Source organism: Cellulomonas sp. P1_G12_2, from assembly GCF_056405535.1.
Map to the genome: position 1 here is coordinate 1,145,203 of NZ_JBFUBX010000001.1, position 23,471 is coordinate 1,168,673.

Annotated in this window: 21 protein-coding genes; 4 read left to right on the plus strand and 17 right to left on the minus strand. The window is 72.5% G+C overall.

Going from position 1 to position 23,471, the window contains the following annotated elements; translation table 11 throughout:
- Positions 1 to 9 precede the first annotated feature (9 nt).
- From efeB to AC1DXT_RS05530, 7 genes are all read right to left on the minus strand, one after another.
- A complete protein-coding gene (gene efeB, locus AC1DXT_RS05500) occupies positions 10 to 1,389 on the minus strand; it encodes an iron uptake transporter deferrochelatase/peroxidase subunit (protein ID WP_477060332.1) in 1,380 nt (459 codons plus the stop codon).
- A 2-nt stretch (positions 1,390 to 1,391) separates the two neighbouring features.
- The gene (gene efeO, locus AC1DXT_RS05505; RefSeq protein WP_477060333.1) at positions 1,392 to 2,594 is read right to left on the minus strand and encodes an iron uptake system protein EfeO; all 1,203 of its coding nucleotides are present in this window, start codon (positions 2,592 to 2,594) and stop codon (positions 1,392 to 1,394) included.
- A gap of 44 nt (positions 2,595 to 2,638) precedes the next feature.
- Positions 2,639 to 3,520 (minus strand): iron uptake transporter permease EfeU, encoded by an 882-nt coding sequence (gene efeU / locus AC1DXT_RS05510; RefSeq protein ID WP_477060334.1) that lies wholly within the window; start codon positions 3,518 to 3,520, stop codon positions 2,639 to 2,641.
- A 127-nt stretch (positions 3,521 to 3,647) separates the two neighbouring features.
- Positions 3,648 to 4,103 (minus strand): NUDIX domain-containing protein, encoded by a 456-nt coding sequence (locus AC1DXT_RS05515; RefSeq protein ID WP_477060335.1) that lies wholly within the window; start codon positions 4,101 to 4,103, stop codon positions 3,648 to 3,650.
- Between the two features lie 35 nt (positions 4,104 to 4,138).
- On the minus strand, positions 4,139 to 5,932 hold the full coding sequence (locus AC1DXT_RS05520; protein ID WP_477060336.1) for an acetyl/propionyl/methylcrotonyl-CoA carboxylase subunit alpha: 1,794 nt from the start codon (positions 5,930 to 5,932) through the stop codon (positions 4,139 to 4,141).
- Between the two features lie 220 nt (positions 5,933 to 6,152).
- On the minus strand, positions 6,153 to 6,617 hold the full coding sequence (locus tag AC1DXT_RS05525; RefSeq protein ID WP_477060337.1) for an aromatic ring-opening dioxygenase LigA: 465 nt from the start codon (positions 6,615 to 6,617) through the stop codon (positions 6,153 to 6,155).
- Between the two features lie 114 nt (positions 6,618 to 6,731).
- On the minus strand, positions 6,732 to 7,373 hold the full coding sequence (locus AC1DXT_RS05530) for a Maf family protein (RefSeq protein ID WP_477060338.1): 642 nt from the start codon (positions 7,371 to 7,373) through the stop codon (positions 6,732 to 6,734).
- Between the two features lie 139 nt (positions 7,374 to 7,512).
- Here AC1DXT_RS05530 and AC1DXT_RS05535 point away from each other — a divergent pair, with 139 nt between their 5' ends.
- A complete protein-coding gene (locus AC1DXT_RS05535; RefSeq protein ID WP_477060339.1) occupies positions 7,513 to 8,214 on the plus strand; it encodes a vitamin K epoxide reductase family protein in 702 nt (233 codons plus the stop codon).
- Between the two features lie 57 nt (positions 8,215 to 8,271).
- Here the strand turns inward: AC1DXT_RS05535 and AC1DXT_RS05540 are convergent, their stop codons facing one another.
- From AC1DXT_RS05540 to AC1DXT_RS05555, 4 genes are read right to left on the minus strand one after another with little or no spacing between them, the layout of a single operon-like run.
- Positions 8,272 to 10,002: a DUF885 domain-containing protein gene (locus tag AC1DXT_RS05540; RefSeq protein ID WP_477060340.1), complete on the minus strand. Its 1,731-nt coding sequence runs from the start codon at positions 10,000 to 10,002 to the stop codon at positions 8,272 to 8,274.
- Between the two features lie 49 nt (positions 10,003 to 10,051).
- Positions 10,052 to 10,282 (minus strand): acyl-CoA carboxylase subunit epsilon, encoded by a 231-nt coding sequence (locus tag AC1DXT_RS05545; protein WP_477060341.1) that lies wholly within the window; start codon positions 10,280 to 10,282, stop codon positions 10,052 to 10,054.
- A complete protein-coding gene (locus tag AC1DXT_RS05550; protein WP_477060342.1) occupies positions 10,279 to 10,863 on the minus strand; it encodes a hypothetical protein in 585 nt (194 codons plus the stop codon). The genes AC1DXT_RS05545 and AC1DXT_RS05550 overlap by 4 nt, the downstream gene beginning before the upstream one ends.
- Entirely contained in the window at positions 10,860 to 12,461 is a 1,602-nt protein-coding gene (locus AC1DXT_RS05555; protein WP_477060343.1) for an acyl-CoA carboxylase subunit beta, read from the minus strand. Before AC1DXT_RS05555 ends, AC1DXT_RS05550 begins: the two co-directional genes overlap by 4 nt.
- A gap of 105 nt (positions 12,462 to 12,566) precedes the next feature.
- Between AC1DXT_RS05555 and AC1DXT_RS05560 the strand changes: the two genes are divergently transcribed.
- Complete coding sequence (locus AC1DXT_RS05560) at positions 12,567 to 13,418, plus strand: biotin--[acetyl-CoA-carboxylase] ligase (RefSeq protein ID WP_477060344.1); 852 nt, start codon at positions 12,567 to 12,569, stop codon at positions 13,416 to 13,418.
- A gap of 14 nt (positions 13,419 to 13,432) precedes the next feature.
- Positions 13,433 to 14,509 carry an adenylate/guanylate cyclase domain-containing protein gene (locus AC1DXT_RS05565; protein ID WP_477060345.1) on the plus strand — a complete coding sequence of 359 codons (1,077 nt, stop codon included), beginning with the start codon at positions 13,433 to 13,435 and terminating at the stop codon, positions 14,507 to 14,509.
- A 6-nt stretch (positions 14,510 to 14,515) separates the two neighbouring features.
- Here the strand turns inward: AC1DXT_RS05565 and AC1DXT_RS05570 are convergent, their stop codons facing one another.
- Positions 14,516 to 15,256: an SOS response-associated peptidase gene (locus AC1DXT_RS05570; protein ID WP_477060346.1), complete on the minus strand. Its 741-nt coding sequence runs from the start codon at positions 15,254 to 15,256 to the stop codon at positions 14,516 to 14,518.
- Positions 15,257 to 15,327: 71 nt separating this feature from the next.
- Between AC1DXT_RS05570 and AC1DXT_RS05575 the strand changes: the two genes are divergently transcribed.
- Positions 15,328 to 16,629: a multidrug effflux MFS transporter gene (locus AC1DXT_RS05575; protein WP_477060347.1), complete on the plus strand. Its 1,302-nt coding sequence runs from the start codon at positions 15,328 to 15,330 to the stop codon at positions 16,627 to 16,629.
- Positions 16,630 to 16,663: 34 nt separating this feature from the next.
- Here the strand turns inward: AC1DXT_RS05575 and AC1DXT_RS05580 are convergent, their stop codons facing one another.
- From AC1DXT_RS05580 to AC1DXT_RS05600, 5 genes are all read right to left on the minus strand, one after another.
- Positions 16,664 to 17,884 (minus strand): pyridoxal phosphate-dependent aminotransferase, encoded by a 1,221-nt coding sequence (locus AC1DXT_RS05580; protein WP_477060348.1) that lies wholly within the window; start codon positions 17,882 to 17,884, stop codon positions 16,664 to 16,666.
- A 64-nt stretch (positions 17,885 to 17,948) separates the two neighbouring features.
- On the minus strand, positions 17,949 to 18,077 hold the full coding sequence (locus AC1DXT_RS05585) for a molybdopterin oxidoreductase (RefSeq protein WP_175346467.1): 129 nt from the start codon (positions 18,075 to 18,077) through the stop codon (positions 17,949 to 17,951).
- Positions 18,078 to 18,255: 178 nt separating this feature from the next.
- Positions 18,256 to 18,774: a hypothetical protein gene (locus AC1DXT_RS05590; protein WP_477060349.1), complete on the minus strand. Its 519-nt coding sequence runs from the start codon at positions 18,772 to 18,774 to the stop codon at positions 18,256 to 18,258.
- 221 nt (positions 18,775 to 18,995) lie between these two features.
- Complete coding sequence (adhE, locus tag AC1DXT_RS05595; RefSeq protein ID WP_477060350.1) at positions 18,996 to 21,677, minus strand: bifunctional acetaldehyde-CoA/alcohol dehydrogenase; 2,682 nt, start codon at positions 21,675 to 21,677, stop codon at positions 18,996 to 18,998.
- Between the two features lie 95 nt (positions 21,678 to 21,772).
- Entirely contained in the window at positions 21,773 to 23,452 is a 1,680-nt protein-coding gene (locus AC1DXT_RS05600; protein ID WP_477060351.1) for a cation:proton antiporter, read from the minus strand.
- Between the last annotated feature and the right edge of the window lie 19 nt (positions 23,453 to 23,471).

Sequence of the window (23,471 nt, forward strand, 5' to 3'; positions counted from 1 at the left end):
CCGGGGCCGTCAGGCGAACAGCTGCTGCCCCACGAACGGGCTCTCGTCGGTCGTCACCGGCGTGCCGTCCTGGCCGGTGACCAGCGCGCCCTCGGGGATGCCCGGGGGCACCGCGAACAGGCCGGACCCCGTGTGAGTGAGGTACTCCATGAGCGTGTCGTTGCTCGACAGCGTGGTCTGCATCGGGATGAAGTGCGTGCGGGGGTCGCGCACGAACGCGAGGAAGAACAGCCCGGCGTCGAGGCGCCCGAGCGAGTCGTTCCCGTCCGTGAAGTTGTAGCCGCGCCGCAGCAGCCGCACCCCGTCGTTGAAGTCCGGGTGGGCCAGTCGGACGTGCGAGTCGACCGCGATGAGGGGTGCGCCGCCGCGGCCCTGGGCGGCGAAGTCGGGATCGGTGAACTCGGTGCCGCCGGACAGGGGAGCGCCCTCGCCCTTGGTGCGGCCGACCAGGTTCTCCTGCTCGCGCAGCGAGGTGCGGTCCCACGTCTCGATCCGCATCCGGATCCGCCGCGCCACCAGGTACGAACCGCCGGTGAGCCACGCCGAGTCGGTGTCGTCCGCAGCTGCCGCGCTCGCGGGCACCCACACGTGCTCCTCGAGCGCGTCCGTCTCCTCCGCCTTGACGTTGGCGGTGCCGTCCTTGAACCCGAACAGGTTGCGCGGGGTCCGCTGCGCGGTGCTCGTGGACGAGGTCCGGCCGTAGCCCAGCTGGGTCCAGCGGATCGTCGCGGTGCCGAACGCCGCCCGCGAGAGGTTCCGGATGGCGTGCACAGCGATCTGCGGGTCGTCGGCGCACGCCTGCACCACGAGGTCGCCGTCGCTGCGCGCGGGGTCGAGGTCGTCGGCCGCGAAGTGCGGCAGTGCGACGAGCCCGCCGGGCAGCCGGTCCGCGAGGCCGAAGCGGTCCTCGCCGGGCGTGCCGTCGGGGCCGGGGGTGCCGACGAACAGCGACCGCCCGAACCCGAACGTGATCGTCAGGCCCGCGGGGGACAGGTCGGCGGCCTCGCCGGTGTCGTCGGGCGGTGCGTCGTACGGTCCCGACGCGGGGCCGAACGGCCCGGCCGAGAGGCCCTGGGTCAGCCGCGCGGCGATCGTGGTCCACCGGCGCAGCAGCTCGACCAGCTCGTCGCGCGAGGTCGTCGTGAGGTCGAACGCGGCGAGGTAGAGCCGGTCCTGCGCGGGCGTGACGATGCCGGCCTGGTGAGCCCCCGTGAACGGGTAGGTGCCCGCGGCCGTGACGGCCGCCGACGACTCCGGCGCCGTCGCACGCCCGACCCCGAGGCCGACGGCGACCCCGGCTGCGGCCAGGCCGCCGCCCAGGCCGAGCACGGCACGCCGCGACAGGCGAGGTCCGCCCGGCTGGTCGTGCGGGTCGGTGGGGGAGGCCAAGGTCAGGCGCCCGTGACCGTGGCGGTGAGCCGCGACAGGGGCTCGGACAGGGCGTCGACCGCCGCGGCCAGCTCCTTCACCTGCGCGTCGGTGAGCTGGTCGTAGTACGTGAAGCCGTCCTCGAGCGAGCCCTGCTCGGCGAGCAGCGCGTCGATCTCGGCGAAGCGGGTGGTCAGCGTCTCCGCCAGGTCGGGGTCCTCGGCCTCGACGATGTCCGCGAGCACCTCGTACCCGACGCGCGCGCCGTCGACGTTGGCCTGGAAGTCCCACAGGTCGGTGTGCGACCAGATCTCCTCCTCGCCGGTGACCTTGCCGGTGGCGACCTCGTCGAGCAGCTCCTTGGCGCCGTTGGCGATCTGGAACGCCTCGAACGCGAAGTCGGGGGCGTTCACCTCGTCGACCAGCTGCTGGGTGGACGTCACCAGGTCCGCCGCGGCGGCGTCGCGCTGCTCGGGCGTGAGCGGCACGTACGTCACGCCACCGTTCGCGTCCGGGGCGGGCTGCCAGAGGTCCTTCTCGATGAGGTGCCAGCCGCTCCACGCGGCGCCTTCCTCGACGTCCGCCTCGCGCAGGTCGAGCAGCGGGTCGAGGTCGCCGAACGACTCGGCCACGGGCTCGACGCGCTCCCAGTGCGCGCGGGTGTCCGCGTACAGCGACTTCGCGGTCTCGTCGTCGCCCGCGGTGTAGGCGTCGGCGAAGGCCTGCGTGCCGGCGATGAGTGCGCCGACCTGGTCCTTCACGTACGCGACGTAGGAGGCCTCGGCAGCGGCCAGCTGGTCGGCGGTGTCACCCGTCGGGCCCACCTCGACGCCCGAGTCGTTCACGGTGAACTCGGCGCGGATGCCGTCGCCCACCATGCCCGGCTTGCAGGAGGTGTAGTACGTGCCGGGCTTGACCTGCGCGATGAGGTCGCGCGAGAGGCCGGGGCCGACGTTCTCGACCTCGGCGACGACCCGCAGGCCGTCCTCGCCGAGCAGGTAGAACTCGGTGACGTCGTCGCCCGCGTTGGTCACGGAGAAGCGGACCGTCCCGGAGTCGGCCTCGGTCGCGGACACGTCGCAGGTGTCGGCGGTCGAGGTCACCGTGAGCACCCCCGCACTGCCCGACGCGCCCGGCTCCGCGGTGCCGTTGGGCACGCAGGCCGCCACGAGCGGGAGGACGAGCGCGGCCAGGGCGGCGGCGACGGTGGTGGTGCGGCGGGACATGGGTCTCCTCGGAGAAGAACTGGCGGGGTGGTGCGGCAGCGAGATCAGGCGGCGGTGGCGCGCACGGCCGGCGCGACGGCGGGTGCCGACGGGCGGGCGGGCGCAGAGCCCCACGTGGTGCGGATGAAGAAGTACATCGTCGGCAGGAGGTAGGCGGTCCAGGCGACCGCCTGGAGCACGGTCGTGGCCGGCGAGAAGTTGAAGACGCCCTTGAGCAGCGAGCCGTACCAGCTGCTGGGCGGGATCGTCGCCGAGACGTCGAAGGCGAGGGTGTTCAGGCCGGGCAGGATCCCGGCCTCCTGGAGGTCGTGCACGCCGTAGGCCAGCACGCCCGCGGCGACCACGACGAGGAACAGCCCGGTCCAGGCGAAGAACACGCGGAGGTTGAGCTTGAGCGCGCCGCGGTAGATCAGCCACCCGGCGAGCACCGCGGTGCCGAGGCCCAGGGCGGCACCGACGAGCGGCGCGAAGTTCGGGCCGGTGTTCACGGCGGTGCCGCTGGTCGCCTGCGCGCTGGCCCACAGGAACAGGGCGGTCTCCAGGCCCTCGCGCCCGACGGCGAGCATCGCGACCACGAGCACGGCGCGCTTGCCGGCGCCGAGCGCGTCGTCGAGCTTGTGGTGCAGGTCGGCCTTCATGTGCCGCGCGGTGCGGGCCATCCAGAAGATCATCCACGTCACCAGGCCGACCGCGACGATCGAGAGCGTGCCGCCGATGGCCTCCTGCGCCTCGAACGACAGCCCGGACGGGCCGAACGTGAGGATGGCCCCGAACACCAGCGACGCCCCGATCGCGACCCCGACCCCGGCCCACAGCGCCGGCAGCTGCTCGCGGCGCCCGGACTTGACCAGGTACGCGACGAGGATGCTGACGACGAGTGCGGCTTCGAGGCCCTCGCGCAGACCGATGAGGTAGTTGGCGACCATGAACGCTTCCGGGTGCAGGGGGCTGACTCTGGGTCAGATGAGGACAGGCTTACCTCACCGCCCGGACACTACCCCTGCGGACGCACCGGGCGCGACAGTGTCCCGCCAGCCGGTGCTGTGACGCGGCTCACCGACCGCCGAGCGCCTCGATCCGCTCACGCAGCCGCGGCCACGCGTCGGCGAACGCGGGCAGGAGGGGCAGGGCGGGCACCTGGTCGAGCGGGACCCACCTCAGCTCGACGCTCTCCGCGTCCGTGACCGCGGGGTGGATCGGGAGGATCTCGTCGGCGATCACCGTGGTGTAGGACCAGTCGGGGTGCTGGAGCACCCGCGACTCGCGCAGCCGGACGCCCTGGCGGTCGATGCCCGCCTCCTCCTCCGCCTCGCGCAGGGCGGCGTCCTCGGCGGTCTCGCCGGGCATCCGCGCGCCGCCGGGTACCCCCCACGTGCCGCCCTGGTCGCTCCACAGCGCTCGGTGCTGCAGCACCACGGCCAGCGGTTTCCCCTCGGCGTCCCGCCGGACGAGCAGCAGCCCCGCCGCACCGTGCAGGCCCCAGTGCCGGCGCCCGCAGGCGCACTCCACCCAGCCGTCGCCGGGGAGTCGTGGGTGGTGGATCGTCAGCCGACGATCTCGCAGATGGCGGTGCCGGCACTCACGCTCGACCCGACGCCCGCGGTCAGGGCCGTCACGGTTCCGGCGCGGTGCGCGACCAGCGGCTGCTCCATCTTCATGGCCTCGAGCACGACGACGAGGTCGCCCTCGGCCACGAGCGCGCCCTCGGCCACGGCGACCTTGACGATCGTGCCCTGCATCGGCGAGGCGAGCGTGGTGCCGTTGCTGCCTCCGTTGGTGCGGGCGGTCCGGCGCACCGGACGGCGCGCGCCCGGTCCGCTGGAGCCGCGACCGGGACCGCTCGGGCCGCGGCCCAGCGCGAGCGCCGCGGGCAGCACGACCTCGAGCCGCTTGCCGCCGACCTCGACGACGACGCGCTCCAGCGCCGCGGGTTCGTCGTCCTCCTCCTGCGGGGCGGCGGGGGCGAGGGCCGCGACGGTCTCCGCGAACTCCGTCTCGATCCAGCGGGTGTGCACCGAGAACGGCTGCGCCGGGTCGGCGGGCGCGAAGGCCTCGGCGTCCAGGACCGCGCGGTGGAACGGGACGACCGTCGGGATGCCGACGACCTCGAGCTCGGCGAGGGCGCGACGGGCACGGGCGAGGGCCTGCGGGCGGTCGGCGCCGGTGACGACGAGCTTGGCGATCATCGAGTCGAACAGCCCGGACACGCTGTCGCCCTCGACCACGCCGGAGTCGACGCGGACCCCCGGGCCGGAGGGGAACCGCAGCGTGGCGATCCGCCCCGGCGCCGGCAGGAAGCCCGCGCCCGGGTCCTCGCCGTTGATCCGGAACTCGATCGAGTGGCCGCGCGTCTCCACGTGGTCGTAGCCCAGGGGCTCGCCGGCGGCGATGCGCAGCTGCTCGCGGACCAGGTCGATGCCGCTGATCTCCTCGGTGACCGGGTGCTCGACCTGCAGGCGCGTGTTCACCTCGAGGAACGAGATGGTGCCGTCGGCCGCGACGAGGAACTCGCACGTGCCGGCGCCGACGTAGCCGGCCTCGCGCAGGATCGCCTTCGACGACTCGATCAGCTGGGTGTTCTGCGCGTCCGTCAGGAAGGGTGCGGGTGCTTCCTCGACGAGCTTCTGGTGCCGGCGCTGCAGCGAGCAGTCGCGCGTGGAGACCACGACGACCGTGCCGTGCTGGTCCGCCAGGCACTGCGTCTCCACGTGGCGCGGTCGGTCGAGGTACCGCTCGACGAAGCACTCGCCGCGCCCGAACGCCGCGACGGCCTCCCGGGTGGCCGACTCGAACATCTCGTCGATCTCACCCGACTCGCGGGCCACCTTCAGGCCGCGGCCGCCACCGCCGAACGCCGCCTTGATGGCGACGGGCAGGCCGTGCTCGGCGACGAACGCGTGGATCTCCTCGACGCCGGCCACCGGGTCGGAGGTGCCGGCGACCAGCGGGGCACCCGCACGCTGGGCGATGTGCCGCGCGCTGACCTTGTCCCCGAGGGCGTCGATGGCCGACGGCGGGGGACCGATCCAGACCAGGCCGGCGTCCAGCACCGCCTGGGCGAAGCCGGCGTTCTCCGCCAGGAACCCGTAGCCGGGGTGCACGGCGTCGGCACCGGAGCGCCGGGCGACGTCGAGCAGCTTGTCGATGTCCAGGTACGTCTCGGCCGCGCGAGCACCATTCAGCGCGAACGCCTCGTCGGCGACGCGCACGTGCAGCGCCTCCCGGTCGGTGTCGGCGTAGACGGCGACAGAGCCGATCCGGGCGTCGCGACAGGCTCGGGCGATGCGGACGGCGATCTCACCGCGGTTGGCGATGAGGACCTTGGAGATGGCGGGCACGGCTCACCGTAACGCCCGGGGCGTTCCGGACCCTCGCCCGTCGCCCGTGCCTCACCAAGATTGTCGATCCGGCCAACCGTCTAGGGCGGTCGTTTGTAGGGATCCTCAGGCGACGCGGGCGCGATGACCGCTCTGCGGCTGCGCGGTTGTCCGGTGGGCACAAGCGCGAGAGAGCCCGGCCCCCTGGGGGACCGGGCTCTCTCGGTGTGCGGTGAGGTCGTCAGACCGCGGCGAGCGCGTTGTCGTCCTTGACGACGGCGGCGGTGGCCGGCGCCACCTGGCGCAGTGCGAAGCCGATGAGGCCGAAGACGACGCCGATGCCCATGACCAGGGCGGCGACACCGAAGGCCACCACCGAGGTGAAGAGCGAGGCGCGGAGGAACGAGCCGTTCATCGCGACGGCGCGCAGCGGGTCTTCCTTGTCCAGCTCGGCGTAGGTCTTGCCGTCGGTCGCGGTCAGAGCGTGGTGGTTGATGATGTCCGCCTGGGCGAACGCCTCCCACGGGGTGTTCACTGCCTCGCCACCGAAGGCGGCTGCGTCGTCGGAGACCGTGATGTTCTCTGCGGCGAGGTGGCTGGACACCTGGCTCCAGGTGACGGCGCCGGCGACGAGGAAGACCGCGCCGGCGATGATCGAGAGGAGTCCGGCGAGGCGGACGAAGCGGGGGTTCGAGACGGTCGACATGATGAGTCCTTGGGTGCCCTGGGCGGTCCCGGCCTACCCGGACCCGGTGAACCTTGCGGGCTGGCTCACGTGAACATCGTGACGTGGCCCCCAGGGTCCTCCCTGGGACCTAGGTCAGGACTTGTTCCAGAGGCTCGGGATGGTCACTCCGACCTCGCCGAGCAGCTCGCGCAGCAGGGGCAGGCTCAGCCCGACGACGCCGTGGTGGTCGCCCTCGATCCGATCCACGAACGGGCCGCCGAGGCCGTCGACCGTGAACGCACCCGCCACGGACAGAGGCTCGCCCGTAGCGACGTAGGCGTCGATCTCCTCGTCGGACAGCGCGGCGAAGGTCACGGTGGTCGACGACGTCGCCCCGAGCATCGCCGGCACGTCCCGCTCGTCCATGAGCCAGTGCCCCGTGTGCAGCACGCCGGACCGCCCGCGCATCACCCGCCACCGGGCCGTCGCCTCGGCGGCGTCCGCGGGCTTGCCGAAGATCTGGCCGTCCAGCTCGAGCATCGAGTCGCAGCCGAGCAGCAGCAGGTCGTCGGCGTCCTCGAGCTCCTCGGGCAGGTTCCGGGACACGTCCTCGACCTTCGCCTGCGCCAGCAGGAGCACCGCGTCGGCCGGGTCGAGCGCCCCGAACCGGGCCGTGGCCGCGGCGAGCGCCGCGTCCTCGTCGACGTCCGACACGGCGACCAGCGGGTCGATCCCCGCGGCGAGCAGGGTGGCGCGGCGGGCGGGGGAGGCGGAGGCGAGCAGCAGACGGGTCACGGGTGGGGAGCCTAGTTCGTCGGTCGTCCGAAGGTCCTGGGTCGTGGCACAGTTCCGCGAGGCACAATGGGCGCGCGGGTGGTCGGGCGCGGCGGGCGGTACCGCCGGTCCGGGACCACGAGGGACGCAAGGAGACACCGTGGCTGACACGACGAGGCCGTCGAGCGAGGTGGGCGACGTCGCCGTCGACGAGTTCGACGAGCTCGACGAGCTCGAGGTCGATCCCGACCCCGACCTGCTCGAGCCCCCGAGCCAGACGTGGCGGACGCGCACCGCGATCGAGATGGCCGTCTCGGGCCTCTTCGGGCTGCTGGCGTCGTTCGTGCTCTCCATCGAGGCACTGGCGCTCGCGGCGGACAAGAACGCCACCTTCGCGTGCGACTTCAACTCGGTCATCAGCTGCGGCACGGTCGCCAGGAGCTGGCAGGCGCAGCTGTTCGGCTTCCCCAACGCGTACCTCGGCATCGCCGCCGAGGCCGTGGTGATCACCGTGGCGGTGGCCATCGCCGGCGGCGTCCGGTTCCCGCGCTGGTACATGCTCTGCGCGCAGGCGATCTACACGCTCGGCTTCCTCTTCGCCTGGTGGCTGTTCTTCGAGGCGTTCTTCGTCATCAAGGCCCTGTGCCCGTGGTGCTTGCTCATCACCGTGACGACGACGCTGGTGTGGGCCGGGCTGACCCGGCTGAACGTACGCGAAGGAGTGATCACCTTCCCGGGTCGGTGGGGACCGGCCGCTCGCCGGTTCGTGGCGCACGGCAACGACTGGTTCGTCACCGCCGCGCTCATCGTCCTGCTGGCCGTCGCGGTCCTCGCCAAGTACGGCTCCACGCTCATCGTCTGACGCGACAGACGCACGAAGGGCCGGTGGCGCATGCCACCGGCCCTTCGTCGTCGGTCGTCAGCCCGCGAACGCGGTCTTCAGCACGTCCAGCGGCAGCGAGCCCATGCTCAGCGCCCGGGCGTGGAACGCGCGGATGTCGAACTCCTCACCGGCGGCCTCGGCCTTCGCCGCAGCGGCGTCGCGCGTCTGCTCCCAGAGGCGCTGGCCGATCTTGTACGAGGGAGCCTGACCGGGCCAGCCCAGGTACCGGTTCCACTCGAAGCGGATGAACGCCTCGGGCATGTTCACGTTGGCCTTGAGGAACTCCCAGCCCTTGTCGGCGTCCCACGTGCCGCCGCCCCACTCCTCGGGGGCCTCCAGACCGAGGTGCACGCCCAGGTCGAAGACCACGCGGGCCGCCCGCATGCGCTGGCCGTCGAGCATGCCGAGCCGGTCGCCCGGGTCGTCGAGGAAGCCCAGGTCGGCCATCAGGCGCTCGGCGTACAGGGCCCAGCCCTCGCCGTGGCCCGACGTCCAGCAGGCCAGCCTGCGCCACGTGTTGAGCGTCGCGCGCTCGAACACGGCCTGCCCCACCTGGAGGTGATGCCCCGGGACACCCTCGTGGTAGACGGTCGTCTTCTCGCGCCACGTGTTGAACGTGGTGACCTCCGGCGGCACGGACCACCACATGCGGCCCGGGCGGCTGAAGTCGTCGCTGGGACCGGTGTAGTAGATGCCACCGCTCTGCGTCGGGGCGATCTTGCACTCGAGTGTGAGCACGGGGACAGGGATGTCGAAGTGCGTGCCGTTGAGGGCGTCGATAGCCGCGTCGGACGTCTCCTGCATCCAGGCCTGCAGCGCTGCCGTCCCGTGCAGCGTGCGTGCCGGGTCCTCGTCGAGCTTGGCGACGGCCTGCTCGACCGTGGCGCCCGGACCGGCGATCTGCGTGGCGACGGCCTCCTGCTCGGCCACCACGCGGGCGAGCTCCTCGAGCCCCCACTGGTAGGTCTCCTCGAGGTCGACGGCGGCACCGAGGAACGCGCGGGACCACAGGGCGTAGCGCGCACGTCCGGCGGCGTCCTCCTGCGGGGCCTGCGGGGCGAGCTCGTCCTTGAGGAAGGCCGCCAGGGTCGCGTAGGCGCTGCGCGCGGCGGTGGCGCCGTGCTCCAGCTCGGCGCGGACCAGCGAGCACGCGGCGGACTCGTCGAGCACGGAGTCGACGGCCTCGCCGGTGATGAACGTGGTGAAGAACGAGCTCTCGGGGTCGGCCTGCTCGGCGGCCTGGCGGGCGCACTCCTCGACCTGCCGCACGGCGGCGACGTTGCCGGTGCTCGCGGCGAGGCGGAGGGACTCGATGTAGCCGTCGACCGCCCCCGGGAGCGCGTTGAGGCGGGCGGCGATGTTGGACCAGGCCTCGACGTCGCCCGTGGGCATGATGTCGAAGATGTCGCGCAGGCCCTGCACGGGCGAGGCGATGTTGTTGAGGTCCCGGAGGAACTCGCCGGCCTCGTGCAGCTCGACCTCGAGGCCGAGGCGCTCGCGCATGGCGGCGAGCGTGATCTCGTCGATCTCGTCGGTCGGGGCCACGCCGTCGAGGATCTGCAGCGTGTCGCGGGCGAGAGCTCCTCGGGCGTCGAGCCCGGCGGGCGAGAGGTCGGTCATCTCGGCGTCGTGACCGGCGATCCCCATGGCGGTGGCGCCGAGCGGGTCGAGGGTCGCGTACTGGGCGATGTAGGTCTCCGCGATCGTGTCGATCGGGGAGGCTGCGCGCTCGGCCGGCGCGCTCGGGGTGGTGGGCGTCGTTGTCACCCGCACGACCCTACTCGTCGGTACCGCCGCGGTCGGAGCGCTTTCCGGGTCAGCCGCGCAGGCTCCAGCGCCACACGTCCGGGCCCGGACGCAGCACGACACGAGAGCCGCGCATGGTGCGCCTGCGGTCCGCCCACGGAGCCGCGACCGCGCGGTCGGTGACCTCCGCCAGCCGCGCACGCTCGGACGCGGCGGCCATCAGCCCGGCCACCAGTGCCGCGAGCTCCATGTCGTCCGGCGTGCCGCGGACCACCTGCACGTGCGCGTCGCGCTCCGTCACGTCAGCCCCGTCACGTCGCCGTCGTCGTCCTCGTCGTCGGCCTCCTCGAGGTCCTCCTCGAACTCGACGGCCGCACCGCGGGACGCACCCCACTCGCCGACCTCGAACCCGGCGTCGACCAGGCGCTGCGCCAGCTCGGCACCCCCCTGCTCGACCAGGTCCAGCACGGACTCCAGGGACAGGTCCGACGTGCCGGGCGGAGGTCCGACGACGAACCCGAGGTGGAACGTGTCGATCTCGGCGTCGCTGCGTGGGGCGTCCGCGTCGCCGTGCTCGTCCTCGCCCCACGACATGCCCGTGAGGTCCGCGTGCACGCCCAGGCGCTCGTGCAGCAGGTCGTACAGCCGCGCGTTCAGGCCGCCGATCTCCGACTCCAGGACCAGGATGCGCGGGTCCTCGTCGGCCTCGGTCGAGCCGAACTCGGCGCGGACGCCCACCGCGGCGTCGACGTACCCGTGCAGGGCAGCGGAGAGCGCTGCGACGGCGGCGTGCAGGTCGGTGGCGTCGATGCCGACCAGCGGCTCGGGGCCGTGCGCCGGGTCGTCGTGCCCGCCGTGCTCGTCGTGCTGGTGCTCGCTCATAGGGGGATGTTCCCGTGCTTCTTCGGGGGGAGGCTGGCGCGTTTGGTGCGCAGCAGGCGCAGGGCCTTGGTGATCTCGGAGCGGGTCTTCGCCGGGGCGATCACCGCGTCCACGTAGCCGCGGTCGGCGGCGTCCCAGGGGTTCACGATCGCCTCCTCGTACTCCGCGGTCAGGCGTCGGCGCTCCGCCTCGACGTCGCCGCCGGCCTCGGCCACGGACTTCAATGCCCCGCGCTGCAGGATGTTCACCGCACCGCCGGCGCCCATGACGGCGATCTGCGCGGTGGGCCAGGCCAGGTTCACGTCGGCACCGAGCTGCTTGGAGCCCATGACGATGTACGCGCCACCGTACGCCTTGCGGGTGATGACGGTGACGAGCGGGACGGTGGCCTCGGCGTAGGCGTAGATGAGCTTGGCGCCGCGCCGGATGATGCCGTTCCACTCCTGGTCGGTGCCCGGCAGGAAGCCCGGGACGTCGACGAACGTGAGCACGGGGAGGTTGAACGCGTCGCACGTGCGCACGAAGCGGGCGGCCTTCTCGGCGGCGTTGATGTCGAGCGTGCCGGCCATGGACATCGGCTGGTTCGCCACGATCCCGACGGGGTGGCCTTCCACGTGGCCGAACCCGATGAGCACGTTCTGGGCGTACAACGGCTGCACCTCGAGAAGTACACCGTCGTCCAGCACGTGCTCCAGGACCGTGCGCATGTCGTACGGCTGGTTGTCCGAGTCGGGCAGGAGGGTGTCCAGCTCCTCGTCGGTCTCGTTCACCTCGAGGTCCGTCTCGTGGTCGAACGTCACCGGGTCCGTGAGGTTGTTCTGCGGCAGGTAGGTCAGCAGCGACCGGACGTAGTCGAGCGCGTCGTCCTCGTCGGAGGCCATGTAGTGCGCGACGCCGGAGCGGGTGTTGTGCGTGGTCGCGCCGCCCAGCTCCTCGAACCCGACGTCCTCGCCGGTGACCGCGCGGATGACGTCGGGGCCGGTGATGAACATGTTGGACGTGCCGTCGGCCATGACGATGAAGTCGGTCAGCGCGGGGGAGTAGACCGCGCCGCCCGCCGACGGGCCGAGGATGAGGCTGATCTGCGGGATCACCCCGGAGGCCGCGACGTTGCGCCGGAAGATCTCCGCGAACTGCGTCAGGCCGGCGACACCCTCCTGGATGCGCGCCCCGCCGCCGTCGCTGATGCCGATCAGCGGGACGCCCGTGCGCAGGGCCAGGTCCATGACCTTCGTGATCTTCTGGCCGTGCACCTCGCCCAGGCTGCCGCCGAAGACGGTGAAGTCCTGCGAGTAGATGCAGACCGGACGGCCGTCGACCGTCCCGTGGCCGACGACGACGCCGTCGCCGGCGATCCGCTTCTTCTCCAGGCCGAAGTTGGTGGAGCGGTGCCGGACGAACGCGTCGAGCTCGGTGAACGAGCCCGGGTCGAGGAGGTGCTCGATGCGCTCGCGGGCGGACCGCTTGCCGCGCGCGTGCTGCTTGTCGACGGCGGACTGCTCGGCCGCGGCGCCCGCCTCGTAGCGCGAGGCGAGGTCCGCCAGCTTGGCGGCGGTGGTGCGCGGGGCCGTCTCGACGGGCTGCTGGGTGTCGGTCACCCGACCGAGGCTAGTTGTCGATGCCCACCATGCACGTGCAGTGCGATGACCGCGTTGCCCGCGTCGGGGTGTCGGGTTCCCACAAGGGGCGTCAAGATGGGCGTCATGCCCTCGTTGCGCGTCGCTGAGCTCCGCGACCTCCTGCTCGCTCCCGCAGGGCCCCTGACGCGCGTCGAGGTGGTCGACGTCACCGAGTCCACGAACACCGACCTCACCGACGCGCTGCGCGCCGACCCGACCTCGTGGCCGGACGCGAGCGTGCTCGTCGCGGAGCACCAGGCAGGGGGCCGCGGGCGCGCGGGGCGCTCGTGGGAGACCCCCCGGGGAACCGCGTTGACCTGCAGCTTCGTTCTCCACCCCCCGGTCCCCGCCGACCGGTTCGGCTGGATCGGGCTGCTGGCCGGCCTCGGAGCCGTCAACGCCCTGCGCGCCACGGCGGGCGTCCCGGCGACGCTCAAGTGGCCCAACGACCTGCTGGTGCCGGCCGAGACCGAGGTCGAGGGGTGGGGGGCCGCGCGCAAGGTCGGCGGGATCCTGGCCGAGGTGGTCCCGCTCCCCGCCGGCCAGCCGCCCGCGGTGGTGATCGGGATCGGGATCAACGTCAGCCAGTCCGTCGACGAGCTCCCGGTGCCGAGCGCGACGTCGCTCGCGCTCGCTGGTGCGCGGCACGTCGACCGCGAGGGGCTGCTCGTCGCGCTCGTCGCGGCGCAGCAGGAGGTGGCGCTCCGGTGGCGCGAGTCCGGCGGCGACGCGGTCGCGTCCGGGCTCGCCGACGAGGTCGCGGCCGTCTGCAGCACGCTCGGCACGCGGGTGCGGGTCGAGCTGCCCGGCGGCGGTTCGGTGAGCGGTCTCGCCGCGCGTCTCGACGACGACGGAGCGCTGGTGGTCGTCGACGACGCGGGCGACCCGCACCGGGTGCTCGCGGGTGACGTACGCCACGTCCGCTCGGCCACGTGAACTACCCTCGTCCCGTGCCGGACGATCGATCGCAGGAGCTCGACTTCCTCGAGACGACAGTGGGTGAGCTCGACGCCGAGCTGCTGGGCGGCCCGCGCACCCTGACGGCCCGTGACCTGGCCGAGCGCGCTGGGATCGAGATCGACGTGGTCCGCGCGTTCTGGACGACCATGGGCCTGCCGCACGCCGACCCGGACGACCCGATCTACACCGAGCGCGACGCCGAGGCCGTGGAGCGTGCGGCCGCGCTGGTCCGCGAGCACGGGCTCGACCTGCGCACGGTCATCACCGTCACCCGCGCGCTCGGCCACACCTCCGACCGCCTCGCGCTCTGGCAGGTGGAGGCGCTGGTCGAGGACATGGCGACGCGGTACGAGCTCGACGACACCTCCGCGCGGCTGCTCGTGCTGGACCGGCTGGCGTCCCTGGCGCCCGTGCTGGAGGCGCAGCTGGTGCACTCCTACCGCCGCCAGCTCGCCGCGATCGCCGGTCGGTACGCGGGGGAGTTCGGCCAGCTCCGCGACCCCGGCCCCGACCGCTCCGAGCTCCCGCTCGCCCGCGCCGTCGGGTTCGCGGACATGGTCTCGTTCACCCGCCGGACCGCCGGCCTCGGGTCCACCGACCTCTCGCAGTTCGTGCAGCGGTTCGAGGCAGCCGCGCGCGACGTCGTGTCCGCGAACGGGGGGCGCGTGGTCAAGACGATCGGCGACGCGATCCTCTTCGTCGCCGACAGCGCCGCCACCGGGGCGCTCATCGCGCTCGGCCTGGCGGACGCGTTGGGCAAGGAGCTCGACGTGGACCGCGAGACCACGACCGGGGGCCTCTTCGAGGGCGCCCGGGGTGTCACGCCCGTCCGGGTCGGGCTGGTCTGGGGGCGGGTGCTGTCGCGGTTCGGCGACGTGTTCGGCCCCGACGTGAACCTTGCCGCCCGGCTCACCGACATCGCCGACCCGAGCACCGTGCTGGTCGACGCCTCCACCGCCGAGGTGCTCGCAGCCGACCCGCGGTTCGTGCTGGAGCCTCGGCCGGCGCGGCGGTTGGCGGGGATCGGGTCCGTGGCGCCCGTGCGGTTGCGGGCGGCGGGGGCGTAGGGCGCGCTACGCCGGCTCGTCCTCCGGGTCGATCTCGTCCACCAAGGAGGGGCCGTTGTTGGCGACCGCGTTGACCGCCGTCGAGACCGGGGTGGCGACGATCTCCGGTGCCGGGGCCTCGAGCAGCTCCATCGCTCCGTCGGCGCCGACTGCCGGGTCCAGCCAGGCCGACCACGCCTCGGGCCGGAGCATGAGGGGTTGCCGGTCGTGGATGTGCGCGAGCTCGTCGGAGGCCGGGCGCGTGATGACCGTGGCGCTCACCACCCACCGCGCGGGGTCGTCGTCGGCCTTGCTCGGGTCCTTCCAGAACTCGTACAGGCCGGCGAGCGCCACCACGTCACCGTCGGCGGGGTGCAGGTAGTACGGCTGCTTGCGCTTGCTGGCCGCGCCGGGCGCGGGCTTCTTCCACTCGTAGTAGCCGTCGGCCGGCAGGAGCGCCCGGCGCACGGCGAACGGGCGGGCGAACGCCGGCTTGTCCCCGATCGACTCCACGCGCGCATTGATCATCCGGTTGCCCACCGAGATGTCCTTCGCCCATGAGGGGACGAGGCCCCAGCGCGCCACGCGCAGCTGCCGGGTGATCTCCCCGGTCTCCTTGTCGGCACGCTCGACGACCATGCGCACGCCGTCGGTCGGGGCGACGTTCCAGGACGGGCCGAGCAGCCGGACGTCGTCCGCAACCGTGGCGATGGCGAACTCGTCGGCCAGCGCCTGGTCCTCGCGGAAGGAGGCATAGCGACCACACATGGGGACCAGCGTGCCAGGGATCACGGACATCCGGATCGAATCGATTCGTTTCTTGTGGGAGAATCGTTCCGATGAGCTCGCGCCCCACCCTTCCCGCGCCGACCGGCCCCGTGCCGGTCACGGGCGTCGTACCCCCCGGCGTGGTGCCGACGGTCGACTCCGCGCCCACCCCGCAGTACCGCCCCAACGCCAAGTACGTGCTGCTGCTGGGGCTCATGTGCGCGCTGCCGGCCATCTCCACCGACATCTACCTGCCGTCGCTCCCGGACGTGGCGCGGGACCTGAACACCTCCGCCACCGCGGCCCAGCTGACCATGACCGCGATGCTCATCGGCGGTGCCGTGGGCCAGCTCGTGATCGGTCCGCTGTCGGACCGGTTCGGCCGCCGCAAGCCGGTGCTCGTCGGGGTGTCGCTGCACGTGGTGACGTCGATCCTGTGCGCGGTCGCGCCGGCGATCGTGCCGCTCATCGCGCTGCGCACCATGCAGGGGTTCTTCAACGCGTCGGCCAGCGTGGTCGCGATGGCGGTGATCCGGGACCGCTTCGTCGGCGCGGACGCCTCGCGCCTCATGTCCCGGCTCATGCTCGTGATCGGGGTGGCGCCGCTGTTCGCGCCCTCGGTCGGCGGAGTCATCGCGGGCCAGTGGGGATGGCGCGGCGTGTTCGGGGCGCTGGCGATCTTCGGCGTCGTCCTCTGGGTCGTCGTGTGGCGCCGGCTGCCCGAGACGCTTCCCCCGGAGCGGCGCCGCCAGGGTGGCCTGAAGTCCGCGCTCTCGGGGTACAAGAAGCTGTTCAGGGACCGCCACTTCGTCGCGCTCGCCATCCTGCCCGGCCTCGGCGTCGCGGTGCTGATGAGCTACGTCGTCGCGTCGCCGTTCGTGCTCCGCGAGGGGTACGGGCTGTCCGCCCACCAGTTCTCCCTGCTGTTCGCCGTCAACGGGGTCGGACTCGTCGCGGGCGCACAGGTGAACGCCGCCCTGGTGCGTCGCGTCGCCCCCATCCGGATCGTGCGCGTCGTCCTGCCCGTGTCGCTGGGGCTGACGCTCGTGCTGCTGGCCATCGCGATCACCGGCTGGGGCGGGCTGATCGCGCTCCTGGTCGTGCTCTGGCTCATCCTGGCGATGGTCAACTTCGTGCCGCCCAACGCCTCCGCGCTGGCGCTCAGCAGGCACGGCGAGGTCGCCGGGACCGCGGCGGCCGTCATCGGGGCCACCCAGGCCGGGGTCTCCGGCCTCGTGAGCCCGCTGTCGGGGCTGCTCGGCGGTGACGCCGTCGCCATGGCTGCGGTCATGGTCGGAGCCTCGGTCGCTGCGCTCCTGGTCCTCGCGCTGGCCACGCCGGCGTACCACCGCGACGGTGCCTGGACGGTCTGACCGTCGGCCCGCCTCGCGGGCTCCTTGGCCGGGGTCAGCCGCGGTGCAGCCGGTGCAGCCCCTCGACAGCCTGCGCCAGCACCTCGTCGCGCTTGACGAACGTGAACCGCACCCAGGACCGCAGTGCTCGGTCGACGTCCGAGCCGGAGTGCGTGAACGCGGACACCGGCACGCCGACGACCCCCGCCAGCCCGGGCAGGTCGCGGCACAGCTCGGCTCCGTCGTCGTACCCGAGGGGTGCCGCGTCGGCGAGCACGAAGTACGTGCCCTGCGGCCGGACGACCGTGAACCCGGCGTCCTCCAGTCCCGCGCACAGCAGGTCGCGGCGCCGGGACAGCGAACCGGCCAGCTCGACCACCCACGCCGCGACGTCCGGGTCCCGCAGGGCGAACGCGACGGCCGGCTGGAACGGCGCCCCGGACACGTAGGTGAGGAACTGCTTGACGGTCCGCACCGCCGTCACCAGCTGCTCGGGGCCGGTGACCCAGCCGATCTTCCAGCCCGTGAACGAGAACGTCTTGCCCGCCGACGAGATGGTCAGCGTCCGCTGCGCCATCCCCGGCAGCGTCGCGATCGGCACGTGCGCGCTCGCGGACCCGTCGAGCACCAGGTGCTCGTACACCTCGTCGGTCACCACCACCGCGTCGTGGGAGACCGCCAGCCGGGCGATGGCCGTCAGCTCGTCGACCGTCAGGACCGTGCCGGTCGGGTTGTGCGGGGTGTTCACCAGCACGAGCCGGGTCCGGAGCGTGAACGCGGCGGCGAGCGCGGCGAGGTCGAGGCGGAAGCCGTCCGTGGTCGCGCGCAGCGGCGCGGTCGTGTGGGTGGCGCCGGCGAGGGCGATCACGGCCGCGTACGAGTCGTAGAAGGGCTCGAGCGTCAGCACCTCGTCGCCCGGACCGGCGAGCGCCAGCACCGTCGCGGCGATCGCCTCGGTCGCTCCCGCCGTCACCAGCACCTCGCGGTCCGGGTCCCAGGTCAGGCCGTAGCGCGACGACTGGTGCTCGACGACCGCCTCGCGCAGCGCGGGGATGCCCGGACCCGGTGGGTACTGGTTGGCGCCGGCCGCGATCGCGTCCTGCGCGGCGCGGGCCACCGACGCGGGGCCGTCGACGTCCGGGAAGCCCTGCCCGAGGTTCACGGCACCGGTGCGCGCGGCCAGCGCGGACATCTCCGCGAACACCGTGGCCCGGGGGACTCCGTCGTCGCCCATGAGCCCCGTCGCCCGGGCGACGTCCTGCCAGCGCGCTGTCATGCCCAGAAGGTTAGGCGGTGCCTCGAGGGGAACCCGTCGGTGACGGGTCCGGGAGCGGGAGCGCTCAGCTCACCAGTCCGGTCGCGGCGGTCAGACCCGCGACCACGACGAGTGCGAGGGACGCCCAGGCTGCGACGATCCACCACTCCACGTGGTGTCGCCGCAGAACCCGCTGCGCCTGTCGTTCGGCCATACCTAGAAGATCGGCACGGACCGCGCTACGTACAACTGCCCGCGCCGACGAGCGTGAATTTCACCCGACCACCACGCAACGAATCGTCGTCCGGGCACACGCCCGCGTCGCTCGTCGAGGGTGGTCGCGCAACGGGCGAGGGCGACGAGTCGCCACGACGTCACACCGGCCGTCGATCTCAGCTGCCCGCGGCGGTCTCCAGCTTGTCACCGAGCGTGGTGAGCTGCTGCGCCAGCTGGTCGAGGGAGTCCGCGGCCGACCCGGCGGCGTTCGCCTTGGCAGCCTCGAGCTCGGCCTGGGCGTCCGCGACCTGTGCCTGGGCGTCGGCCAGCGCCTGCTGCGAGGCGGCGGCGCCCTCGGCCTGCGCCTGCTCGAGCGCCGTCTGGGCGTCCTGCACCGCCGTCTGCGCGTCGGCCACCGCGGTGTCGGCCTGCGCCCGGGCCGTCTCGTCGAGCGACCCGAGCTGCTCCTTGACGTCCTCGATCTTCTGCTGCGCGGCGTCCGCCTCCGCCTTGGCGTCGTCGACCTGCGCCTTGAGGTCGTCGATCGCGCTGCGTGCGTCGCTCGCAGCGTCCTTGGCCTGCTGCGCGGCGTCGTCGATGTCCGCGTCGGAGCACCCCGCCATGCCGAGGGCGAGCAGGGCGGCGATGACGGGCGCGCCGGCACGAGCGAGTCGCGGGCGGGTCGGGGTGGGCATGTCGTCCTCCGGTGGCAGTCGTGGGCAGGTTCGGTCCCACAGTCTGCCCGCCTGGCCGACGACACGCCCGACGGAGACAGGCCGACGCCCCGCGCGCTGGTGAGCGGGCGGGGCGTCGGGGGGCGGGCGCTCACCGGGCGGGGGGGGATCCCGTTCCGCAGTGGCTGCCGGCCGCCGACGTCCCGCCCACTCGTGCGCGGGCGGGACGTCGGGGTGCGCAGTCAGACGGCGGGGAGGGGTTCCAGCTCGTCGGTGGGCTGCGCGCTGCGGCGGGCACGGACATCCTCCAGGGAGGTGCCGTAGTAGGCCGCTGTCATCAGGTCCTTCATGTCGTCGATCATCGGCATGCGGGGGTTCGCGGGGGCGCACTGGTCCTCGTAGGCACCCATCGCCACCTCGTCGAGGCGCGAGATGAACTCGTGCTCCGACACGCCCTGCGCCTGGAACGACGCCGGGATGCCGACCTTCGCCCGCAGCGACTCGACGGCCAGCGCGTAGGACTCGACGCCCTCGGCGGGGGTGGCCGCCGGCAGCCCGAGCATCGCGGCGAGCTGCTGGAACCGCTCGGGTGCCACGTAGTGCTCGTACTTGGGCCAGCTGGTGAGCTTGGTGGGCACCGTGCCGTTGTAGCGGATGACGTGCGGCAGCAGGGTCGCGTTCGTGCGGCCGTGCACCAGGTGGTGGGTCGAGCCGACCACGTGGGCCATGGCGTGCACGATCCCCAGGAACGAGTTCCCGAAGGCCATGCCGGCGATCGTGCCCGCGTTGTGCATCGACTCCCGGGCGTCCTGCGTGGCCGGGTCGGTCGGGTCGCCGTTCACGGACGCCGCGAGGTTCTCGAAGATGAGGCGGACAGCCTGCATCGCCATGCCGTCGGTGAAGTCGTTGGCGTAGACGCTGACGTACGCCTCGGTGGCGTGCGTGAGGGCGTCGAAGCCGGAGTCCGCCGCGAGCGAGGGCGGCATCTTCGACGTGAGGATCGGGTCGATGATGGCGACCGACGGGGTCAGCGCGTAGTCGGCCAGCGGGTACTTCTTGCCGGCGTCCGGGTCGCTGATGACCGCGAACGGCGTGACCTCGGCGCCCGTGCCGGACGTCGTCGGGATGCACACCAGCTGCGCGAGCTCGCCCAGGACGGGGAACTTGAACGCACGCTTGCGGACGTCGAAGAACTTCTGCTTCAGGTCGGAGAACTGGATCTCCGGGTGCTCGTAGAGCAGCCACATGACCTTGGCGGCGTCCATGGGCGAGCCACCACCGAGCGCGATGATCGTGTCCGGCTTGAAGTGACGCATCTGCGCGGCGCCGGCCTGGACCGTCTTCACGGAGGGCTCGGGCTCGACCTGGTCGATGATCTGCAGCGCGACCTTGTTCATCCGTCGGCCGAGCACGTCGATGATCTTGTCGACGAAGCCGAGGGTGGTCATGGTCGCGTCGGTGACGATGGTGACGCGCTCGACGTCGGGCATGTCGGCCAGGTAGCGGATCGCGTTCGGCTCGAAGTACGTCTTGGCCGGAACCTTGAACCACTGCAGGTTGTTGTTGCGCCGGCCGATCCGCTTGATGTTCACCAGGTTGACCGCCGAGACGTTGTTGGACACGGAGTTGGAGCCGTACGAACCGCAGCCGAGCGTCAGCGACGGGATGAACGCGTTGTAGATGTCGCCGATCCCGCCCAGCGAGGAGGGCGCGTTGGCGATGACCCGGACAGCCTTGACGCGGCTGCCGAACTCCTCGGTCAGGGCGTCGTTCTGGGTGTGGATGGCCGCGGAGTGACCGAGACCGTCGAACTCCACCATCTGCTCGGCCAGCGTGATGCCGTGCTCGGTGGACTCGGCGCGCAGGACCGCGAGCACCGGGGCGAGCTTCTCGCGCGTCAGCGGCTCGTGCGGGCCGACGCTGCTGACCTCGGCGAGGATGATCGAGGTGTCGGCAGGAACAGTGAAGCCGGCCTTCTCGGCGATCCACTGGGGGCTCTGGCCGACGACCGAGGCGTTGAGCTTCGCGTCCGCGCAGTTCTTGCCGTCGGCCTCGACACCGAAGATGAAGTTCTCCAGGAGGGCCTTCTCCGCGGCGTTCGCCCGGTAGGCGTGCAGGATGGCGAACTCGGCCATGGCGGCGTCGTAGATGACGTCGTCCAGGATCACCGCCTGCTCAGAGGCGCACACCATGCCGTTGTCGAATGCCTTCGACAGGACGACGTCGTTGACCGCTCGCTTGAGCTTCGCGGTCTTCTCGATGTACGCGGGAACGTTGCCCGCCCCGACGCCGAGCGCTGGCTTGCCGCACGAGTAGGCCGCGCGGACCATCGCGTTGCCGCCCGTCGCGAGGATGAGCGCGACGCCGGGGTGGTTCATGAGGGTGTTCGTCGCCGTGATCGACGGCGACTCCACCCACTGGATGCAGTGCTCGGGCGCACCCGCTGCTACTGCGGCATCGCGGACCACGCGAGCGGCGGCGACGGACGAGGCCTGCGCGCTGGGGTGGAAGGCGAACACGATGGGGTTGCGCGTCTTCAGCGCGATGAGGGACTTGAAGATCGTCGTGGAGGTCGGGTTGGTCACCGGGGTGACGCCACAGATGACCCCGACGGGCTCCGCGATCTCGGTGATGCCGGTCAGCTCGTCGTGGCTGATGACGCCGACCGACTTGAGCGTGGACATCGAGTTGGTGACGTGCTCGCACGCGAAGATGTTCTTGACGGCCTTGTCCTCGAAGACGCCGCGGCTGGTCTCCTTGACCGCGAGGAGCGCGAGCTCCCCGTGCTTGTCCAGGGCGGCGACGGACGCCTTCTTCACCAGGTGGTCGACGTCCGCCTGAGTGAAGCGGGCGTACTCGTCGAGGGCTTTGCTGGCGTTCGCCACCAGCTGGTCGATCGCAGTGTCGGGCTTGGTCACGGTCACCGTTCAACTCCTAGTCGAGGCCGGTCAGGGCCGCTCTGCGACCCTCTGCCTACGACGCTACGGAACCGACATGCCCGATGAATGGGCCGAACGTCTCAGGTTGGCCGCACGCGAGTGAGCCATGACGACGCGAGGCTCTCGTCCTCCAGGTCCAGCTCGCGCATCATCCGCCGCATGACCGCCTCGTCCAGGTCACCGGAGTCCCGCCGGTCCATCAGCACCTCCCGCTGCGCGGCGACGATCTCCCGGCGAAGCCGCTGGGTGCGCATTCCCTCTTCCGCGGAGAGACGGCGCGAGGGCCCGGTGCCGTCCGGCCGGTCGGGCACGCGCTCGTCGGCGGAGTCCGGGTCGAGCAGGCCGGCCGCTGCCGTGGCCCGCGCGCGCCAGACGCCGGACAGCCGGTCGATGAGCTCGTCGGCGCGCTCTGCTCCGAGGTCCCGGCTCCAGTCGTCCCGCTGGCGCTCGAGCACGTCGTGCACCGCGTCGGCGGTCGCCACCCGGACCTCGGCCTCCTGCGCGGCATCGCTCGCGGTCTCGTCCGCCGAGCCGACGCCGAGCCGCGTGATGACCCACGGCAGCGACAGCCCCTGGACCAGCAGGGTGCCGATGGCGACGGTGTAGGCGGCGAGCAGGATGGTGGCCCGCTCGGGGAACGGTGCGCCCGCGCTGGTCACCGGGATCGCGGCGGCCGCCGCCAGCGTCACGACGCCGCGCATCCCGGCCCACGACACCACGGCGGACTCGCGCGCGGACAGCGAGTCCTGGGGTGGTCGGTGGCTCCCGCGCATGCGCAGGTGGTCGAACCGCGCGGTGCCGAAGATGTACACCGGCCGCACCAGGACGGCGACGAGCAGGACCACCAGCGAGACCAGCACGCCGTGGCGCAGGCCCTGGTCGGAGGCGATGACGTCGCGCACCACCCACGGCAGCTGCATGCCGATGAGCGCGAACGTGAACGCCTCGAGCAGCAGGTCGACGGTGGACCAGATCGGTTCCTCGTAGAGCCGCGTCGCGTAGCCGGCCCGCGGCGAGGTGTGCCCGAGGTACAGCCCCGCCGCGACGACGGCGAGCACCCCGGAGCCCGCGATCTCCTCGGCCGACCAGTACGCCGCGAACGGGGTCAGCAGCCCGATCGCGGACGCGACCACCGGGTCGTCCAGCCGCAGCCGGACCGCGTGCACCACCCAGCCGATCACCAGCCCGACCGCGACGCCGACCCCGACGGCGAGCGCGAACGTGACCAGCCCGTCGGCGAACGCCCACGCGCCGGTGGCCACGCCGGCGAGGGCCACCTTGTAGAGGGTCAGCGACGTGGCGTCGTTGATCAGGCTCTCGCCGGACAGCAGGGTCATCACGCGGCGGGGAAGGCCGAGCCGCTTGCCGACGGCGGCCGCGGCCACCGCGTCCGGCGGCGCCACGACAGCGCCCAGGACGAGCGCGGCCGCGAACGGGACGGACGGCTCCAGCGACCAGAACACCAGCGCGACGGCGACCGCGCTGACCAGCACGAGCCCCACGCCGAGCCGGGTGATCGAGTTCAGCGACGTCCGGAAGTCGCGGTACGAGCTGGAGAGCGCGGCGGAGTACAGCAGCGGCGGGAGGACGAACTCGAGCAGGACGTGCGAGTCGATCTCGAACCGCGGCACGCCTGGCACGAACGACACCACGATGGCGACGGCGACGAGCACCAGCGGCGCCGGCCACCCCCTCCTGCGGCACACCGCGGTGACCGCGACAGCCCCGGCGACCAGCAGGAAGACGTGCACGTGCTGCACGGCGTGCCCCTCCCGTCAC

Coding starts and splice junctions, on each gene's coding strand:
- efeU (WP_477060334.1), bottom strand. CDS start 3,520: ATGGTCGCCAACTACCTCATCGGTCTGCGCGAGGGCCTCGAAGCCGCA.
- AC1DXT_RS05575 (WP_477060347.1), top strand. CDS start 15,328: ATGAGCTCGCGCCCCACCCTTCCCGCGCCGACCGGCCCCGTGCCGGTC.
- AC1DXT_RS05585 (WP_175346467.1), bottom strand. CDS start 18,077: ATGGCCGAACGACAGGCGCAGCGGGTTCTGCGGCGACACCACGTGGAG.
- AC1DXT_RS05560 (WP_477060344.1), top strand. CDS start 12,567: ATGCCCTCGTTGCGCGTCGCTGAGCTCCGCGACCTCCTGCTCGCTCCC.
- AC1DXT_RS05550 (WP_477060342.1), bottom strand. CDS start 10,863: ATGAGCGAGCACCAGCACGACGAGCACGGCGGGCACGACGACCCGGCG.
- AC1DXT_RS05580 (WP_477060348.1), bottom strand. CDS start 17,884: ATGACAGCGCGCTGGCAGGACGTCGCCCGGGCGACGGGGCTCATGGGC.
- AC1DXT_RS05525 (WP_477060337.1), bottom strand. CDS start 6,617: ATGTCGACCGTCTCGAACCCCCGCTTCGTCCGCCTCGCCGGACTCCTC.
- AC1DXT_RS05590 (WP_477060349.1), bottom strand. CDS start 18,774: ATGCCCACCCCGACCCGCCCGCGACTCGCTCGTGCCGGCGCGCCCGTC.
- efeO (WP_477060333.1), bottom strand. CDS start 2,594: ATGTCCCGCCGCACCACCACCGTCGCCGCCGCCCTGGCCGCGCTCGTC.
- AC1DXT_RS05570 (WP_477060346.1), bottom strand. CDS start 15,256: ATGTGTGGTCGCTATGCCTCCTTCCGCGAGGACCAGGCGCTGGCCGAC.